This is a genomic window from Suilimivivens sp. (assembly GCF_037359455.1).
GTDB classification, from domain to species: Bacteria; Bacillota; Clostridia; order Lachnospirales; family Lachnospiraceae; genus Suilimivivens; species Suilimivivens aceti.
Genome location: NZ_JAXXXI010000058.1, coordinates 16351 through 30686, shown reverse-complemented (window position 1 = coordinate 30686; position 14336 = coordinate 16351). Strand labels below are relative to the sequence as shown.

General features: G+C 46.9%; 14 protein-coding genes. 10 read left to right on the top strand and 4 right to left on the bottom strand.

Annotation, left to right across the window (positions count from 1 at the left end):
* Positions 1-2 precede the first annotated feature (2 nt).
* The 3 genes from WJQ40_RS13270 to WJQ40_RS13260 all read left to right on the top strand — a co-directional run bounded on the left by WJQ40_RS13270 (position 3) and on the right by WJQ40_RS13260 (position 1423).
* On the top strand, positions 3-545 hold the full coding sequence (locus WJQ40_RS13270; protein ID WP_337540783.1) for a phosphohydrolase: 543 nt from the start codon (positions 3-5) through the stop codon (positions 543-545).
* Positions 546-602: 57 nt separating this feature from the next.
* The gene (locus WJQ40_RS13265; protein WP_262575555.1) at positions 603-1061 is read left to right on the top strand and encodes a ferritin-like domain-containing protein; all 459 of its coding nucleotides are present in this window, start codon (positions 603-605) and stop codon (positions 1059-1061) included.
* Positions 1062-1327: 266 nt separating this feature from the next.
* Positions 1328-1423 carry a putative holin-like toxin gene (locus WJQ40_RS13260; protein ID WP_337402636.1) on the top strand — a complete coding sequence of 32 codons (96 nt, stop codon included), beginning with the start codon at positions 1328-1330 and terminating at the stop codon, positions 1421-1423.
* Positions 1424-1572: 149 nt separating this feature from the next.
* On the opposite strand, the gene WJQ40_RS13255 is transcribed toward WJQ40_RS13260, so the two are convergent.
* The gene (locus WJQ40_RS13255; RefSeq protein ID WP_337540781.1) at positions 1573-3123 is read right to left on the bottom strand and encodes an alpha-amylase family glycosyl hydrolase; all 1551 of its coding nucleotides are present in this window, start codon (positions 3121-3123) and stop codon (positions 1573-1575) included.
* 225 nt (positions 3124-3348) lie between these two features.
* Here WJQ40_RS13255 and WJQ40_RS13250 point away from each other — a divergent pair, with 225 nt between their 5' ends.
* Genes WJQ40_RS13250 through WJQ40_RS13235 form a run of 4 tightly spaced genes read left to right on the top strand, consistent with a single transcriptional unit; the run spans position 3349 to position 7750 of the window.
* Entirely contained in the window at positions 3349-4239 is an 891-nt protein-coding gene (locus WJQ40_RS13250; protein ID WP_337540780.1) for an AraC family transcriptional regulator, read from the top strand.
* A 36-nt stretch (positions 4240-4275) separates the two neighbouring features.
* On the top strand, positions 4276-5442 hold the full coding sequence (locus WJQ40_RS13245; RefSeq protein ID WP_337540779.1) for an aminotransferase class I/II-fold pyridoxal phosphate-dependent enzyme: 1167 nt from the start codon (positions 4276-4278) through the stop codon (positions 5440-5442).
* A 15-nt stretch (positions 5443-5457) separates the two neighbouring features.
* The gene (locus WJQ40_RS13240) at positions 5458-6162 is read left to right on the top strand and encodes a response regulator transcription factor (RefSeq protein WP_262575560.1); all 705 of its coding nucleotides are present in this window, start codon (positions 5458-5460) and stop codon (positions 6160-6162) included.
* The gene (locus WJQ40_RS13235; protein ID WP_337540778.1) at positions 6149-7750 is read left to right on the top strand and encodes a HAMP domain-containing sensor histidine kinase; all 1602 of its coding nucleotides are present in this window, start codon (positions 6149-6151) and stop codon (positions 7748-7750) included. Before WJQ40_RS13240 ends, WJQ40_RS13235 begins: the two co-directional genes overlap by 14 nt.
* A gap of 59 nt (positions 7751-7809) precedes the next feature.
* Here the strand turns inward: WJQ40_RS13235 and trpS are convergent, their stop codons facing one another.
* On the bottom strand, positions 7810-8898 hold the full coding sequence (trpS, locus tag WJQ40_RS13230; protein WP_118799123.1) for a tryptophan--tRNA ligase: 1089 nt from the start codon (positions 8896-8898) through the stop codon (positions 7810-7812).
* Positions 8899-9080: 182 nt separating this feature from the next.
* Here trpS and WJQ40_RS13225 point away from each other — a divergent pair, with 182 nt between their 5' ends.
* Complete coding sequence (locus tag WJQ40_RS13225) at positions 9081-9566, top strand: DUF2752 domain-containing protein (RefSeq protein ID WP_337540776.1); 486 nt, start codon at positions 9081-9083, stop codon at positions 9564-9566.
* Between the two features lie 35 nt (positions 9567-9601).
* On the opposite strand, the gene WJQ40_RS13220 is transcribed toward WJQ40_RS13225, so the two are convergent.
* Entirely contained in the window at positions 9602-10465 is an 864-nt protein-coding gene (locus WJQ40_RS13220; RefSeq protein ID WP_337540775.1) for a class I SAM-dependent methyltransferase, read from the bottom strand.
* A 163-nt stretch (positions 10466-10628) separates the two neighbouring features.
* Here WJQ40_RS13220 and WJQ40_RS13215 point away from each other — a divergent pair, with 163 nt between their 5' ends.
* Together WJQ40_RS13215 and proB are read left to right on the top strand one after the other, a co-directional pair.
* Positions 10629-12047 (top strand): ASKHA domain-containing protein, encoded by a 1419-nt coding sequence (locus WJQ40_RS13215; RefSeq protein ID WP_337540773.1) that lies wholly within the window; start codon positions 10629-10631, stop codon positions 12045-12047.
* Positions 12048-12162: 115 nt separating this feature from the next.
* A complete protein-coding gene (gene proB, locus WJQ40_RS13210; RefSeq protein WP_337540771.1) occupies positions 12163-12966 on the top strand; it encodes a glutamate 5-kinase in 804 nt (267 codons plus the stop codon).
* Here proB and WJQ40_RS13205 read toward each other — a convergent pair.
* The gene (locus WJQ40_RS13205) at positions 12949-14190 is read right to left on the bottom strand and encodes a DUF1015 family protein (RefSeq protein ID WP_262575568.1); all 1242 of its coding nucleotides are present in this window, start codon (positions 14188-14190) and stop codon (positions 12949-12951) included. The two genes, proB and WJQ40_RS13205, sit on opposite strands and share 18 nt — an antisense overlap.
* Between the last annotated feature and the right edge of the window lie 146 nt (positions 14191-14336).

Sequence of the window (14336 nt, the reverse complement as noted above, 5' to 3'; positions counted from 1 at the left end):
ATATGAGTACAATGAACACATATACGGGGAAACAGTTTGATCCCATGCTAATGACAGAGGAGGATGTAAGTCTCCGGGACATTGCCCATGCCTTAAGCCTGCTTTGCCGGGGCGGCGGACAGGTGACCTACTTCTATTCGGTAGGACAGCACAGTGTGAACTGTGCCAGAGAGGCAAAGGCACGTGGATGGTCAGATAGACTGGTGCTTGCCTGCCTTCTGCATGATGCCAGTGAGGCTTACCTTTCTGATATTATCAGGCCGGTGAAGGAGCATCTGCAGGGATATCGTGAGATTGAATCGCAGATCATGCAGGTGATTTTTGAAAAATTTGGTCTTGGTGATCTGACAGCAGAAGAGAACCGGTGCTGGAAGCAGATTGATAATGAAATACTCAGTAACGAGATGCCGGCTATGCTAAATGGAAGGATGCCCATAGAAAAGGTAGCAATCTGCTCGGAGCCGGATCTTGCAGAGCATCCGTTTCGGGAAGTAGAGGAGGAATTTTACTCCATGGCAGAAGAATTGCTTTCTCTCAGGGAATAGAAAATGAAATTCTGATCCATAATATCATTGTAAAAACAGGTGAAGGAGTGGAATGCAATGATATTAAAGGAAAAAGAAAGAACAGCGATCGAAGATCTGCAGACACAGGAAAAAAGCTGTGTGGAAAAGTATGGAAAATATGCAAAGGAAGCCAAAGACCCGGAGCTGAAGAACCTCTTTTCCAGACTACAGAAGGAGGAGCAGAAGCATTATGATTCCCTTTCGCAGGTACTGAATGGCAGTGTACCGGACTGTGACTGCAATGACAGTCAGGGAAGGGATTACACACCCAAGGCGGCATATTCATCCATGAGCAGCAATGCTGACAAAGAGCATGATGCATTTCTGGCTACTGACTGTATTGGCACGGAGAAGCTGGTATCTGGAGAATATAATACAGATGTATTTGTCTTTGGAGAGAGCAAGATCCGAAAACTGCTGGCCGATATCCAGATCGAAGAGCAGAATCATGCGGAGATGCTGTTCAAATACAAGATGGCAAATGGAATGGCATAAAGAGAAAAACACTTCTGCAAAAAGAAGAGGGCTGTCAGATGGGTAAATTTACCTGGACGACAGCCCTGTTTTATACCTGCTTTTACGTCATTTCTTCCGTTTTTTGTTCCTAATTTATTGTTGGTTTGATGATAATATTGTTATTATATTACGGTTTACAGGCTGAAACATGTCTGATATAATGCTAATTAAGGAAAGTCAGAGAGCAAAGGTGGCACCCTCTAATATGGAGGGGCTAATCCCTCCAGACGAAAGAAAGGAGGGCGATGCCAATGGTTACATATTCAGAGCTTATAGAGTTCAGTATGTTCATTGTTACCCTTATTGGATTGTGTTATGCAATCTTCAAAGGTAGAAAATAGCCGCCAACTACTCGCACTAGTTGACGGCTTGGTATAAAAGCTAAACTATAGAGGGTAGGCCGCTTCTCTGGCTTTTTCCTCTACTCAAGGATAGCATATAAATCAGCAAAAAGCAAGAATAGTTCAGCCTGTTCTGATACCATCCGGCCTTAAATCAGCTTTACATAAACAGCGGTTCCACCGTCTACAGAAACACCACCTTTTTCAAGGACAGCATTGCCGCCAACCGTAGTCAGGATCTCGCCGGCAGTGTCAGGAACAAAGGCAGGCTTCCCGGCAGGATTGATGATCACAAGGATGGTTTCTTCCCCGCAGCTTCTCTGGTAAACCATAGGATAGTCATCCTTCAGGAATGTAACGGCAGCCTTGCTCTGCAGTGCAGGATGCGCCATACGAAGAGCGATCAGATGTTTTACGGTGCTGCGGAGGGAAGAGGTGTCGTTCATCTGGCTTTCCGCATCCGGACGGTCTTTGCTTTCATCCTGCTTAATATAAAGCTTTTCTGCTGCGGCAGTGGAGAAACCGGCATTGGTCATCTTATTCCACTGCATGGGGGAACGGGAACCGGTACGCTCATAGCCGCCTTCAACAGAAGTCAGCCCTTCCACATAACGCATACCGATCTCATCACCATAGTAAATAAAAGGTGCGCCCGGCATGGAAAGGAGGAACGCAAAGGCAACCTTCATTTCTTCCGGCTCCAGCCGTCTTGCCATTCTATCCATATCATGATTACCGGAAGGAATACAGATCAGTCCTTTTCCATTTGTCTTTTCATAGTTACCCTGATAGGTTTTAATAAACTCTCTGGCACTGCCAAGTCCCCTTCTTGAAAAATAAGGCTCCTCACAGCGGAAAAGATCATTGTAATGGGAAGGACCAAAGTGAAGCAGAAAGTCCATGTGGAAGCCGCCGATCAGGCTCTTGTCAGGTTCGCCCCATTCGCTGACCATGGCAGCCATAGGAAATTCTTCATTTAAAAAGGTACGGATATCCTGCCAGAGTGCAATCGTACCCTTGCCGTCTTCATCATTTTTGACAAGGGAGCCGGCCATATCCACACGGAAGCCGTCACAGCCCATGGAAAGCCAGAAACGCATGATATTTTTCAGCTCTTCCCGGGTGGAAAGAGGACCCTCATCATTCATGGACTGCTGCCATTTTTTATCCGGATCCGGCTTGTAGAAGCCGTAGTTCAGGGCAGGCTGATGGGAGAAGAAGTTGACGATACAGGAACCGTCACGGGGAGAAATGCCACGGATACAGCCCATATTGTCAGGGGATTCCCAGACGCTGTCTGTCCATACATAGCGGTCTGTATAGGCATTCTTTTCTGCCTTCATGGATTCCTGAAACCATTTGCAGGTAACAGCGGTATGGCCGGGAACCAGATCCAGGATTACATGCATATCACGCTTATGAGCCTCGGCGAACAGATTTGCCAGATCTTCATTGGTACCATAACGGGGTGCTACGGTATAATAATCCTCTACATCATAACCAGCATCGCCAAAAGGGGACTGGAAGCAGGGATTCAGCCAGATGGCAGTACATCCAAGTTCTTTGATATAATCCAGCTTACTGATGATACCGTTGATATCACCGATACCATCGGCATTGGTATCGCAGAAAGACTGGGGATAGATTTCATAAAAAACAGCATTGTCAAGCCATGCGGGCTGTTTTACAGTTGTGCTCATGAGAGATTCCTCCTTAAAAATAGTGTTTCCGTTTTTGCGGAAATGTGTTTCGACCGAAGATGAAAAAGAAGTTGTTTCTTCTTCCTTATAACGATACAATACTATTAGAAAAGGAATCATTCAACTGAAATTCTACGAAAAACTGGTATGATTCTACTGCGGATATCCAAAAGAAGATTCCATCACATTGCAGAACAAACAAAAGCAGGATGACAGAAAGCAGATATGGAAAAAGAGAAGAGAGTACACAGTTCAATATTGATCCCCTACAGTTATTACTCCAGCCGGATCCCTGATTACTTCCCCTTTGTGCCCCTGCACTGGCACAGGGAATGGGAGCTGAATGTGATCACAGAAGGAAATGGTGTGGTACGTCTTGGGGAAAAGAAAACAGAGGCAAAGGCTGGTGATATCGTGCTGATCCAGCCAGAATTGTTGCATGCCATTACCACTGATGACAGACTGTTCTATGACACCGTAGTGTTTAGTAGTGATATGTTCGGAAACGGGGAGGACCGGAGTTACCGAAAGATGGTGCATCCTCTTTGCCTTGGCAGGGCCTGCCTGCAGATCGCTGAGGAGAAAAATGTGTGTTACAAGGAAATCAGAGAATGTGCAGATACAGTGATCCGCTGTGCAAGAGAGAACAGTGCGGAGGCAGATCTTCTGATGAAAGGAGAACTTCTGCGGCTTTTATGGTTCTTTTATGAAGGTGACCTGGTGTCCGGAAACAGGGAGCCTGTGCAGAACGTGGAGATCAAGGCGGCCATTGATTATATGTCGATCCACTATGCTGAAAATATTACCATTGCAGATCTGGCAGGGCAGGTGAATTTAAGCCAGAGCTACTTTATGCAGAAATTCCGGGAGATGGCCGGAATGGGAGCGGCAGAGTACCTGAACAGACTGCGGATCCAAAAGGCCTGCGAAGAGATTCTTTCCGGAAGCAGCATCTCCGGGGCAGCTTTCGACTGCGGATTCCGGAATCTTTCCAATTTCAACAGACAGTTCCGCATGATGGTAGGGTGTACCCCGAGGGAATACAGGGGAAGAAACCAATGTCCGCCTGCAGAAATTGCAGGAAGAGGTATCTTTCAAGCAGGGGATATGCTATGATAGGAAAGACAGGTAACTGGATGAGGAGGAACGAATATGAAAGCATTGAGCAGCAGAACAGCAGATTTTACAGATTCCGTTATCAGACGTATGACCCGGGTTTCCAATCAGTATGGTGCCGTGAATCTTTCACAGGGATTTCCTGATTTTGATCCCCCAAGAGAGATTACAGACCGTCTTTCTGAGGTGGCAAAAAGCGGTCCTCATCAGTATGCACTGACCTGGGGAGCACAGAATTTCAGAGAGGCTCTTGTCAGAAAGCAGGAGCATTTTTCCGGCATGAAGTTTGATCCGGATAAAGAGGTCGTGGTGACCTGTGGCAGTACGGAAGCCATGATGGCGTCCATGATGAGTGTATGCAATCCGGGAGACAAAGTAGTGATCTTTTCTCCTTTTTATGAAAATTATGGCGCTGACACCATTTTAAGTGGTGCGGAGCCGGTTTATGTACCGTTAAAGCCGCCCACGTTCTGCTTTGATGCGGATGAACTGGAAGCGGCCATGAAGCAGGATGGCGTGAAAGCACTGATCCTCTGTAATCCTTCCAATCCCTGTGGTAAAGTATTTACAAGGGATGAGCTCCTGGTGATCGCTGATCTGGCGAAGAAATACGATCTTTATGTGATCACTGATGAAGTTTATGAGCACATTTTATATAAGCCTCACGTACATACTTATATGGCATCTCTGCCGGGCATGAGAGAACGCACGATCATGTGCAATTCCCTGTCAAAGACCTATTCCATTACCGGCTGGCGTCTTGGCTATGTGATTGCTCCGCCGGAAATCGCAGACCGTGTGAAAAAGGTGCACGATTTCCTGACAGTAGGTGCGGCAGCTCCGCTGATGGAGGCAGCTGTGGTCGGCCTGAACTTCGGAGATGACTATTATCAGCAGCTACAGGCACATTATACGCATATGAAGGAGCTGTTTGTGGGAGGACTTAAGGATATCGGACTTACCTTCACAGAGCCCCAGGGCGCTTACTATGTACTGATGGATATCAGTGAATTTGGATATGACAGTGATCTGGTATTCTGCGAGGAACTGGCAGAGAAGGTTGGCGTTGGCGCTGTGCCGGGCTCCAGCTTTTTCAGGGAGGATGTAAACCATCTGATCCGTTTCCACTTTGCAAAGCAGGATGAGACTCTTAAGAAGGCTCTTGACAGACTTGCCGATATTCGTACAAAGATGAAAAAATAAAGGACGGGAATACCGATGAAATATAAAATACTGGTAGCAGAGGATGATACAGATATTGCAGATTTTATCAAGCTTTATCTGGAAAATGAAGGCTATGAGGTGATTCCTTCGGCAGATGGGATGACAGCTTATGAGAAACTGAAGGAAAGCAGGGCAGATCTGGCAGTTGTTGACATCATGATGCCAAAGTTAAACGGCTATGATCTGATCCGGCGGATCCGGGAGGACAGTAATATTCCCATTATCATTTTGTCTGCGAAAAATCTGGACAGTGACAAGATCCTCGGTCTTGATCTCGGTGCAGATGATTATCTGACAAAGCCCTTCAATCCTCTGGAGCTGATTGCCAGGATCCGGTCCAATATCAGAAGATATTACAGTCTTGGCAGCCAGGCAGAGGCTGAGGCGAAAGAGAGCAGACAGATCCGTGTAGGTGATCTTGTACTGGATGAGGATTCCGTTACTCTGAAAAAGGGTGATCAGGTGATCACCATCACGCCTACAGAATATAAGATGCTTTCTCTGTTTATGAAGTCTCCCGGTAAGGTGTTTACCAAGATGCAGATCTATCAGGCAGTTAACGGAGAGTGCTATGTCAATGATGACAATACGCTGATGGTGCATATTTCCAATCTGAGGGACAAGATCGAGGATAATCCGAGGGAACCCAGATATATCAAAAACATAAGAGGTATCGGTTACAAAATTGAAAAGCTATAAGAAGAAAGAAAAAAGTCTGTATACCCTGCTGATCAAAAACTATGTGATTTTTGCTGCCGTCCTGCTTCTGGCAGTTCAGATCCTTGGGCTGCTGGAAGAGCTTATGGATCAGAAGATCGCACGGCTGCCCAGAATCGATCACCCCGTCGGAGAGCAGGAAAAGCTGGCAGATGAAGACTATGGAGCCCTTTCCATGAAAGCTTTGCTTGGAACGGAAGGCTATTTTGATATATATACAGCAGCGGGAGAAAGGTTATACACAGACTATGATGCTTTTGGGAGCAGCTATACACTGAAGGAGATCAGTCTGATCCCGGAGTGCAATACACATGTCAGCTATGAAACAAAGAATTATGAAATGGAGGATGGCAGCAGGCAGATCCTGGTGATAGAAAGTAAAAGAGAAGAGACTACCGGATATCAGGAGAACATTGCCTATTATCTGTTTGATGGAGAATTGAGGCTTCTGGAAAGCAGTGTCTCATTTCCGTATAAGCAGATCACGGAGCGGGAGCTGCGTCTTTTCACAGCTGCAACAGATAACGGATACAGTACCTATAAATATTCCTACAGAACAGGAAATGGGGAAGACAGGATCCTTCTCATGCATGTGAAAGGAATGGACAGGCAGAGGGTTAAAAGACTGATGGTATTCAAACAGATCTTTATTCCTGCTTATGTGTTGATCCTGATAGGAGCTACGCTGTTCTTCGCATTATGGATGCACAGGCGTGTAAGGGAGCCTCTTTTTATCCTGAAAAACGGGATCCAGGATTTTGCTGATGGCAAAAGGGATACCGTCCTTTCTTATCAGGGTCCCAGGGAATTTGAGGATATTTTCAGCAGCTTTAACCGGATGGCGGTGCAGCTAAAGGAAAGTGAAAGTGCCAAAGAATATCTGATCATGGAAAAGCAGCGCATGCTGGCAGATATTTCCCATGATCTGAAAACACCGATCACGGTGATTCAGGGATATGCCAAAGCAGTGGCAGATGGCCTGACGGATGAGGAGATGCAGAAGCAGTATCTGAATACAATTGTTAAAAAGGCTGAGAGCCTGACAGATATGATCAATACCTTTCACGATTACAGTAAGCTGGAGCATCCGGAATTTTGTCTGGTAAGGGAAACACAGGATCTGGCTGAGTATCTGCGGGAATATCTGGCGGAGAAATATGATGAGATCGATCTGGGCGGATTTAACCTTGAGGTGGAGATCCCTGAAGAAACGGTATCCTACAGCTTTGACCGAGTACAGATGAAGCGGGTATTTGATAATATCATTTCCAATTCCCTGCGTCACAATCCGCCTGGAACTGTTATTTATGTAACACTGCAGCAGTCAGATAAGGCGGTCCGTATAGAGATCGGAGACAGTGGCGTTGGCATTCCGCTGGAACTGCAGGATACACTTTTTGATCCTTTTATTGTCGGGGATGAATCACGGAATACAAGACAGGGTTCAGGGCTTGGACTAGCCGTGGCACATAAGATCATAGAGCTTCACGGAGGAGCTCTTTTCCTTGAAAAAGGGGAGCAGCATGGCAATGGCATCAGCACACTGTTTGTGATACGGCTGCTTAAATAAAAAAAGGCATAATGGAAATCAGAGCTTCTGATCCATTATGCCTTTTTAGCGCGAAATGGTTATTCAGCCTTATATCTGTCGGCCTGCTCTGCAATCAGGGCATGGTCATCAAAGTAATTGATCTTCATGGACTTTTTGACATCATCAAGAGTCTTGGCGGCAACTTCTTCAGCTTCCATGCTTCCCTTGTGCAGAATCTCGTAAATATCAGGGATACGCTGTTCCCATTCCTTACGGCTTGTTCGGATAGGGGAGAGCTGCTCCTGAAGGACGTTGTTCAGGAATTTCTTAACCTTCACATCACCAAGACCGCCTCTTGTATAGTGATCCTTTAATTCCTGAAGGCAGCTGTACTCAGGCAGATATTCAGCAAACATATCATCCTTACAGAAGGCGTCCAGATATATGAAGACAGGATTGCCCTCTACCTGGCCGGGATCAGATACCTGTAAGTGGTTAGGGTCTGTAAACATGCTCATAACCTTCTTACGAACCTCTTCTTCAGGATCGGAAAGGTAAATGCAGTTATTCAGGGATTTACTCATCTTGGCCTTTCCATCGGTACCTGGCAGACGAAGGCATGCCTTGTTGTCAGGAAGCAGGATATCAGGCTCTACCAGAGTGTCACCGTAAACGGAATTGAACTTTCTTACAATCTCCTTGGTCTGCTCCAGCATGGGAAGCTGATCTTCACCGACCGGAACGGTAGTTGCCTTGAAGGCTGTGATATCAGCAGCCTGGCTGATCGGGTAGGTAAAGAATCCAACCGGTATGCTGGCTTCAAAGTTTCGCATCTGGATTTCAGATTTAACGGTAGGGTTACGCTGCAGTCTGGAAACAGTAACCAGATTCATATAGTAAAAAGTAAGTTCAGTCAGTTCTGGGATCTGTGACTGGATCAGAAGCGTGGATTTCTCAGGATCAAGACCACAGGAAAGGTAGTCAAGAGCCACCTCAATGATATTCTGGCGGACCTTCTCCGGATTTTCTGCGTTGTCTGTCAGTGCCTGTGCATCTGCGATCATAATAAAGATTTTATCGAATTCACCGGAATTCTGAAGCTCCACTCTTCTGCGGAGGGAACCGACATAGTGACCCACATGAAGTCTTCCGGTAGGTCTGTCACCGGTCAGTATGATTTTTGACATAATTTTGTTCCTCGTTTCTTCTGTGTACGGCAGGAAACCGTCCTTTTCATTATACACTATTGTGAAGCATTTTCCATATAGATTTCAAAAATAAATTCATGTACAATGAAAACAGGGAAAAGGATCTGGAATATGATCAACGGGAATAGAAGGTAGACACAGTGATGGGGAATGACAGGAAAATGAACTGGAAGAAGACGGGCAGAAGAATCAGAGAGGATGCGAAATGGGCATTTCTTACGGGAATTGTCTTTTTCGTTTATTATGAAATCGTACATTATTTTTATGGGGCATTCTGTCCTATGCTGGTGACCACAGGATTTCCCTGTGCGGGCTGTGGACTGACAAGAGCCTTTCTATATCTTGGAAGCGGACAGCTTGAAAGAGCCATGTATATGAATCCCATGGCTCTGCTTGTCATTGTCTTTGCCCTGTACTGCGGATATTACCGATATATCCGTCTGACCGCAGTAAAGCATTTTTCACTGGCGCTTGGATTGCTGATCACTGTCATGCTGGTATTTTACGGTGTCCGGATGTATTTGTATTTCCCGGACAGGGTTCCATATGTCTATACAAGGAGAAATGTGCTGGCAGAGCGCTTCCCCGGCTATCAGCAGCTGGTGGATCAGCTGTTGAACCGGATCCGTGAGAGCAGGTTATCATAATTTGCCGGAAAGCAGGCAGTTTTCTGGTACATATCCTACAGGGAAGACCATCTTCCTGATGCACCACAGGGCAGCACCAGTCCGTTTGCAGAAACCGGAAGACCGATCTCAGAGGACACCACATGGCCGCCTCTCCTTCTGGCAACAGCCGTATTCAGCATATAAGTCAAAACAGCGGGCTGCAGACCTGTTGTGTAAGAGTTGACAAGGAAGAACAGCGGTTTGTCAGAAAGGAGCTTTTCTGTCAGCTCGATAAAGGGATAAATGCTGTCTTCAATTTTCCAGATCTCTCCTTTTGGACCTCTTCCATAAGAGGGAGGATCCATGATGATACCATCGTAGGTATTGCCTCTTCGGAGCTCCCGTTCCACAAACTTCACACAGTCATCCACCAGATAGCGGATGGGGGCATTGGCAAGACCGGAGGCTGCTGCATTTTCTTTTGCCCAGGCTACCATTCCCTTGGAAGCATCCACATGGGTAACACTGGCACCGGCCTTAGCAGCAGATATGGTAGCACCGCCGGTGTAGGCAAACAGGTTCAGCACCTTGACAGGACGGCCAGCCTTCTGTATCAGGTCAGAGAACCAGTCCCAGTTCACAGCCTGTTCCGGGAAAAGACCGGTATGCTTGAAGCTGAAGGGCTTTAAATGAAAGGTCAGTGAATGATAATGAATGCTCCATTCCTGCGGAAGGTCAAAAAACTCCCATTCTCCACCGCCTTTGCTGCTTCTGTGGTAGTGGCCATTTAAATGCTTCCATTCTTTCCGTTCTTTTTTTGTATTCCAGATGACCTGCGGATCCGGGCGGAGGAGGATGTATCTTCCCCAACGCTCCAGCTTTTCTCCACAGGAGGTATCAAGTACTTCGTAATCTTTCCAGTTATCTGCGATCCACATAATCCATTTCTCCCAAACGGCCGGTAAGGCCGGTATTCTTCTATATAGATGATAGTGAAAGCAGAAGGAAAAAGCAAGCAAATACTGAAATTCCCATGTAAGGACGGGGAAAAGTGTGGTACACTGACAAAAGGAAATATGTCATTGGCAAAGGGAAGCATATATGGAAAATAAAGCAGGCAGACGGTGCGCAGGCTGCAGGAAGGAAAGCTGCAATGGCTGCAGTCTTTTTAACAGAATACAGAATCCGAAGGATCGGGAGGTGATCTTCCCGGAAGACTTTGTACCGGATCCCCGGCAGGGCTTTGGGATCGCTTTTGACGTGGGAACGACCACACTGGCAGCACTTCTCTTTGATCTTACAGACGGTCATCAGCTTGGGGCACTGACCGGTGTGAATCCGGGACGGTTTGCCGGAGCAGATGTGATCAGCCGGATCACCTATGCGGCAGGATCAGAGGAAAATGCCAAAAGGCTGCAAGGCACTCTGATCCGCAGGTTGGATGAAATGGCCGAGGCACTTGCAGATGGAAAAGAAATAAGCAGAGTTACAGTGGCAGGCAATACGGCTATGTGTGAGAGTCTTCTTGGAATCTCCGTTGAGGGCCTCTGCAGGGCACCCTTTCATAAGGACTATCAGGGCTGCTGCAGCAAAAAAGGAGAGGAGCTTGGATTTTCCTTTTTAAAGGCTGCAGAGATATTAGTACTGCCTTCTATAGATGGTTATGTCGGGGCAGATGCTCTTTCTGTGTATACATGGGTGAAAGCCATGGATGGGAGAAAAAAGATATTGGCAGTGGATATTGGAACCAACGGAGAGGTTCTGCTGTTTGGGGAAGACAGGGATTTTGCCTGCTCAGCGGCAGCAGGACCGGCACTGGAGGGAGCTGCGGTCCTGCAGGGAATGGGGGCTGTAGAAGGTGCGATCCGGAAGGTAGCTCTGACGGGAAGGTTTCCCATGCAGGATCTGGCATGTCAGGTGATCGGAGGAGGGGAAGCGAAGGGAATCTGTGGTTCCGGTCTTATCAGTGCCCTTTCTCAGCTTGTCCGGATCGGGGTGATTGATGAAAGCGGATATATCAGAAATGCAAAGGAGCTGCGAAGGATGGGAGTTCCCGTAAGGATCTGCCAGAGAGTCAGAGAAGATGGAGAAGCAGGTGAGAGAAGGATCCTGCTTTCGGGAGAAGTGCTTCAAAAGCCTGTTTTTCTTACAGCCTCAGATATCAGGCAGCTTCAGCTCGCCAAGGGAGCTATCCGGGCAGGGATCGAAACCCTGCTTCAAAAGGCCAAGATCCCGGCTAAGGAGCTTTGGCGGATCTATCTGACCGGTTCCTTTGGAAACAGTCTTTCAGCGGAAGATGTGACGGGAATAGGACTTCTGCCGGAAATAGAGAAGGAGAAGATCACCAGTGTCAGCAGCTGTGCCGGCATGGGGGCAGCCATGGCGCTTCTTTCCGGTCAGGTGCAAAGAAAGATGGAAGAGGATGCGGAAAAGATCTGTCATGTGGAGCTTGCCGGCGAACCGGATTTCCAGGAAAGATTTCTGAAGGAGATGAATTTTCCCGGCAATGAGGTTCACTGAATTTCCACCGGATTTTCAGGCAGAGATTGACGAAGCTTTAACGCGGGAGTATGATAAAGCGTGGTGCAGTGCAGACCTGAGGACAGGTTGAAAACAGAGAAAAGAGGATGGAAGAGTGGACAGAAGCTTTTTGAAGGATAAAAAAAGAATTGTTGTGAAGATTGGTACTTCCACGATCACGCATACCAGTACCGGAAATTTAAATCTTGGCAAGCTGGAAAGACTGGTGCGGATGCTGACTGATATCAGGAACCAGGATAAGGAAGTGGTAGTGGTTTCCTCCGGAGCCATCGGCGCAGGAAGAAAAGCACTGGGAATCAAGGAAAGACCGAAGACTCTTTCTGTAAAGCAGGCATGTGCTGCAGTAGGACAGGCAAGACTGATGATGATCTATCAGAAGCTGTTTGCGGAATATAACCAGACCATTGCGCAGATCCTGATCACCAAGAGGATCATGCTCAATGAGATCAGCAAAGCCAATGCGGAGAACACCTTTGCTGAGCTTCTTCGTATGGAGGTTATTCCTATTGTAAATGAAAATGACCCGATTTCTACAGATCAGATCCAGGAAGAAAATTTTGGTGATAATGATACGCTTTCTGCTAATGTGGCTGAGCTTGTAAAGGCGGATCTGCTGATCCTGCTGTCAGATATTAATGGGCTGTATACGGATGATCCAAGAACCAATAAGAACGCAAAGCTGATTCCATATGTAGACCATATTGATGCTGCACTGGAAAGCATGGCCAAGGGGGCAGACAGTAATTATGGAACCGGCGGCATGACGACCAAGATCGCAGCTGCCAAGATTGCTGCAGAAGCAGGCGTTGACATGGTGATCGCCAACGGTGAGCATCTGAGCAATATCAGCAGGATCTTAAATGGTGAAGAGATAGGAACTCTATTCAAGGCTATGTAGGAAGAGACCGCTTCGGAGCTTTGGCTCAAACCAGGTGGATTTGGGCGGCATCAGAAGACCGGCATCCGCTACCTGGAACAGCTCCTGCATGGAAGTGGGATACATGGAAAAGGCAATTTCCATATCAGAGGAAGCCCTTTTTTCCAGCTCCTGTAAGCCACGGATACCCCCAACAAAATCAATGCGTTTGTCTGTCCTGGGATCTCCGATCCCAAGGATCGGTGCAAGAAGATGATCCTGCAGAATAGAAACATCCAGCCCTTTGATCGGATCCTCCGAGAGAAGGGCTTTTTTTGCGGTCAGCAGATACCAGCTTCCATGCAGATACATACCGAAGGTGCCTTTTTCTTTGGGAGATACGGCGTTCTTCTCCATATCGCAAATGGAAAAGCCGGCATCATGGACAGCCTGCAGGAATTCTTCATCAGTATGGCTGTTCAGATCCTTTACTACACGGTTATAAGGCAGGATCTTAAGCTGATCATCCGGGAAAAGAACAGAAAGGAAACGGTTGAATTCTTCCTGCCCGGTGTAGCTTTTCTTTTCTTCCCTGCGCTTTAATCCAACCTTGACAGCAGAGGCACAGCGGTGATGCCCATCAGCAATATAGGTACAGGGCAGCTCCTTAAATAAGGAAGAAAGGGCTTCTGTAACAGCAGGAGAAGCAGCTTTCCATGCCCGGTGTCCGATCCCGTCAGGGGAAACAAAATCATAAAGAGGGGCATCCTTTTTGCACAGGTCTACGATCTCGTTGATCTCTGCTTTGGATCTGTACGCCAGAAAGATAGGACCGGTATGGGTATTGGTCGTATCTACATGACGGATCCGGTCAATCTCCTTTTCTTCCCTGGTGTTTTCATGCTTCCTGATCGTTCCGGCCAGATAATCGTCAATGGAAGAGCAGCCAACGATACCGGTCTGGCTGCGTCCGTCCATGGTCAGCTCATAAATATAGAAGCAGGGCGTTTCGTCCTTTATAAAATGACCATCCTTAATTTGGGAATCCAGAAGCTCTCTGGCTTTTTGGTATACCCGGTCATCGTAGGTATCAATATCAGCAGCGAGCATGGTCTCTGCCCTGTCGATGGCAAGGAAAGAAAGAGGTTCCCTTCTGACCTCCTCAAGGGCTTCGTTTCTGTTATATACATCATAGGGAAGGGCGGCAATCCGGTCTGCAAGAGCAGGATCCGGTCTGATTCCCTTAAAGGGGGTAACTGATGGCATATAGATTCTCCTTTTTCTTCCGGTTAATTTTTAACTATTATATAATGGGTCCGAAAGAAAAACAAGCAACGGAAGGTTATACTTGACGCATGCCGTCAATTCGTTTATATTTGTATACATGTATATTGCATAAATATACGGGCAAA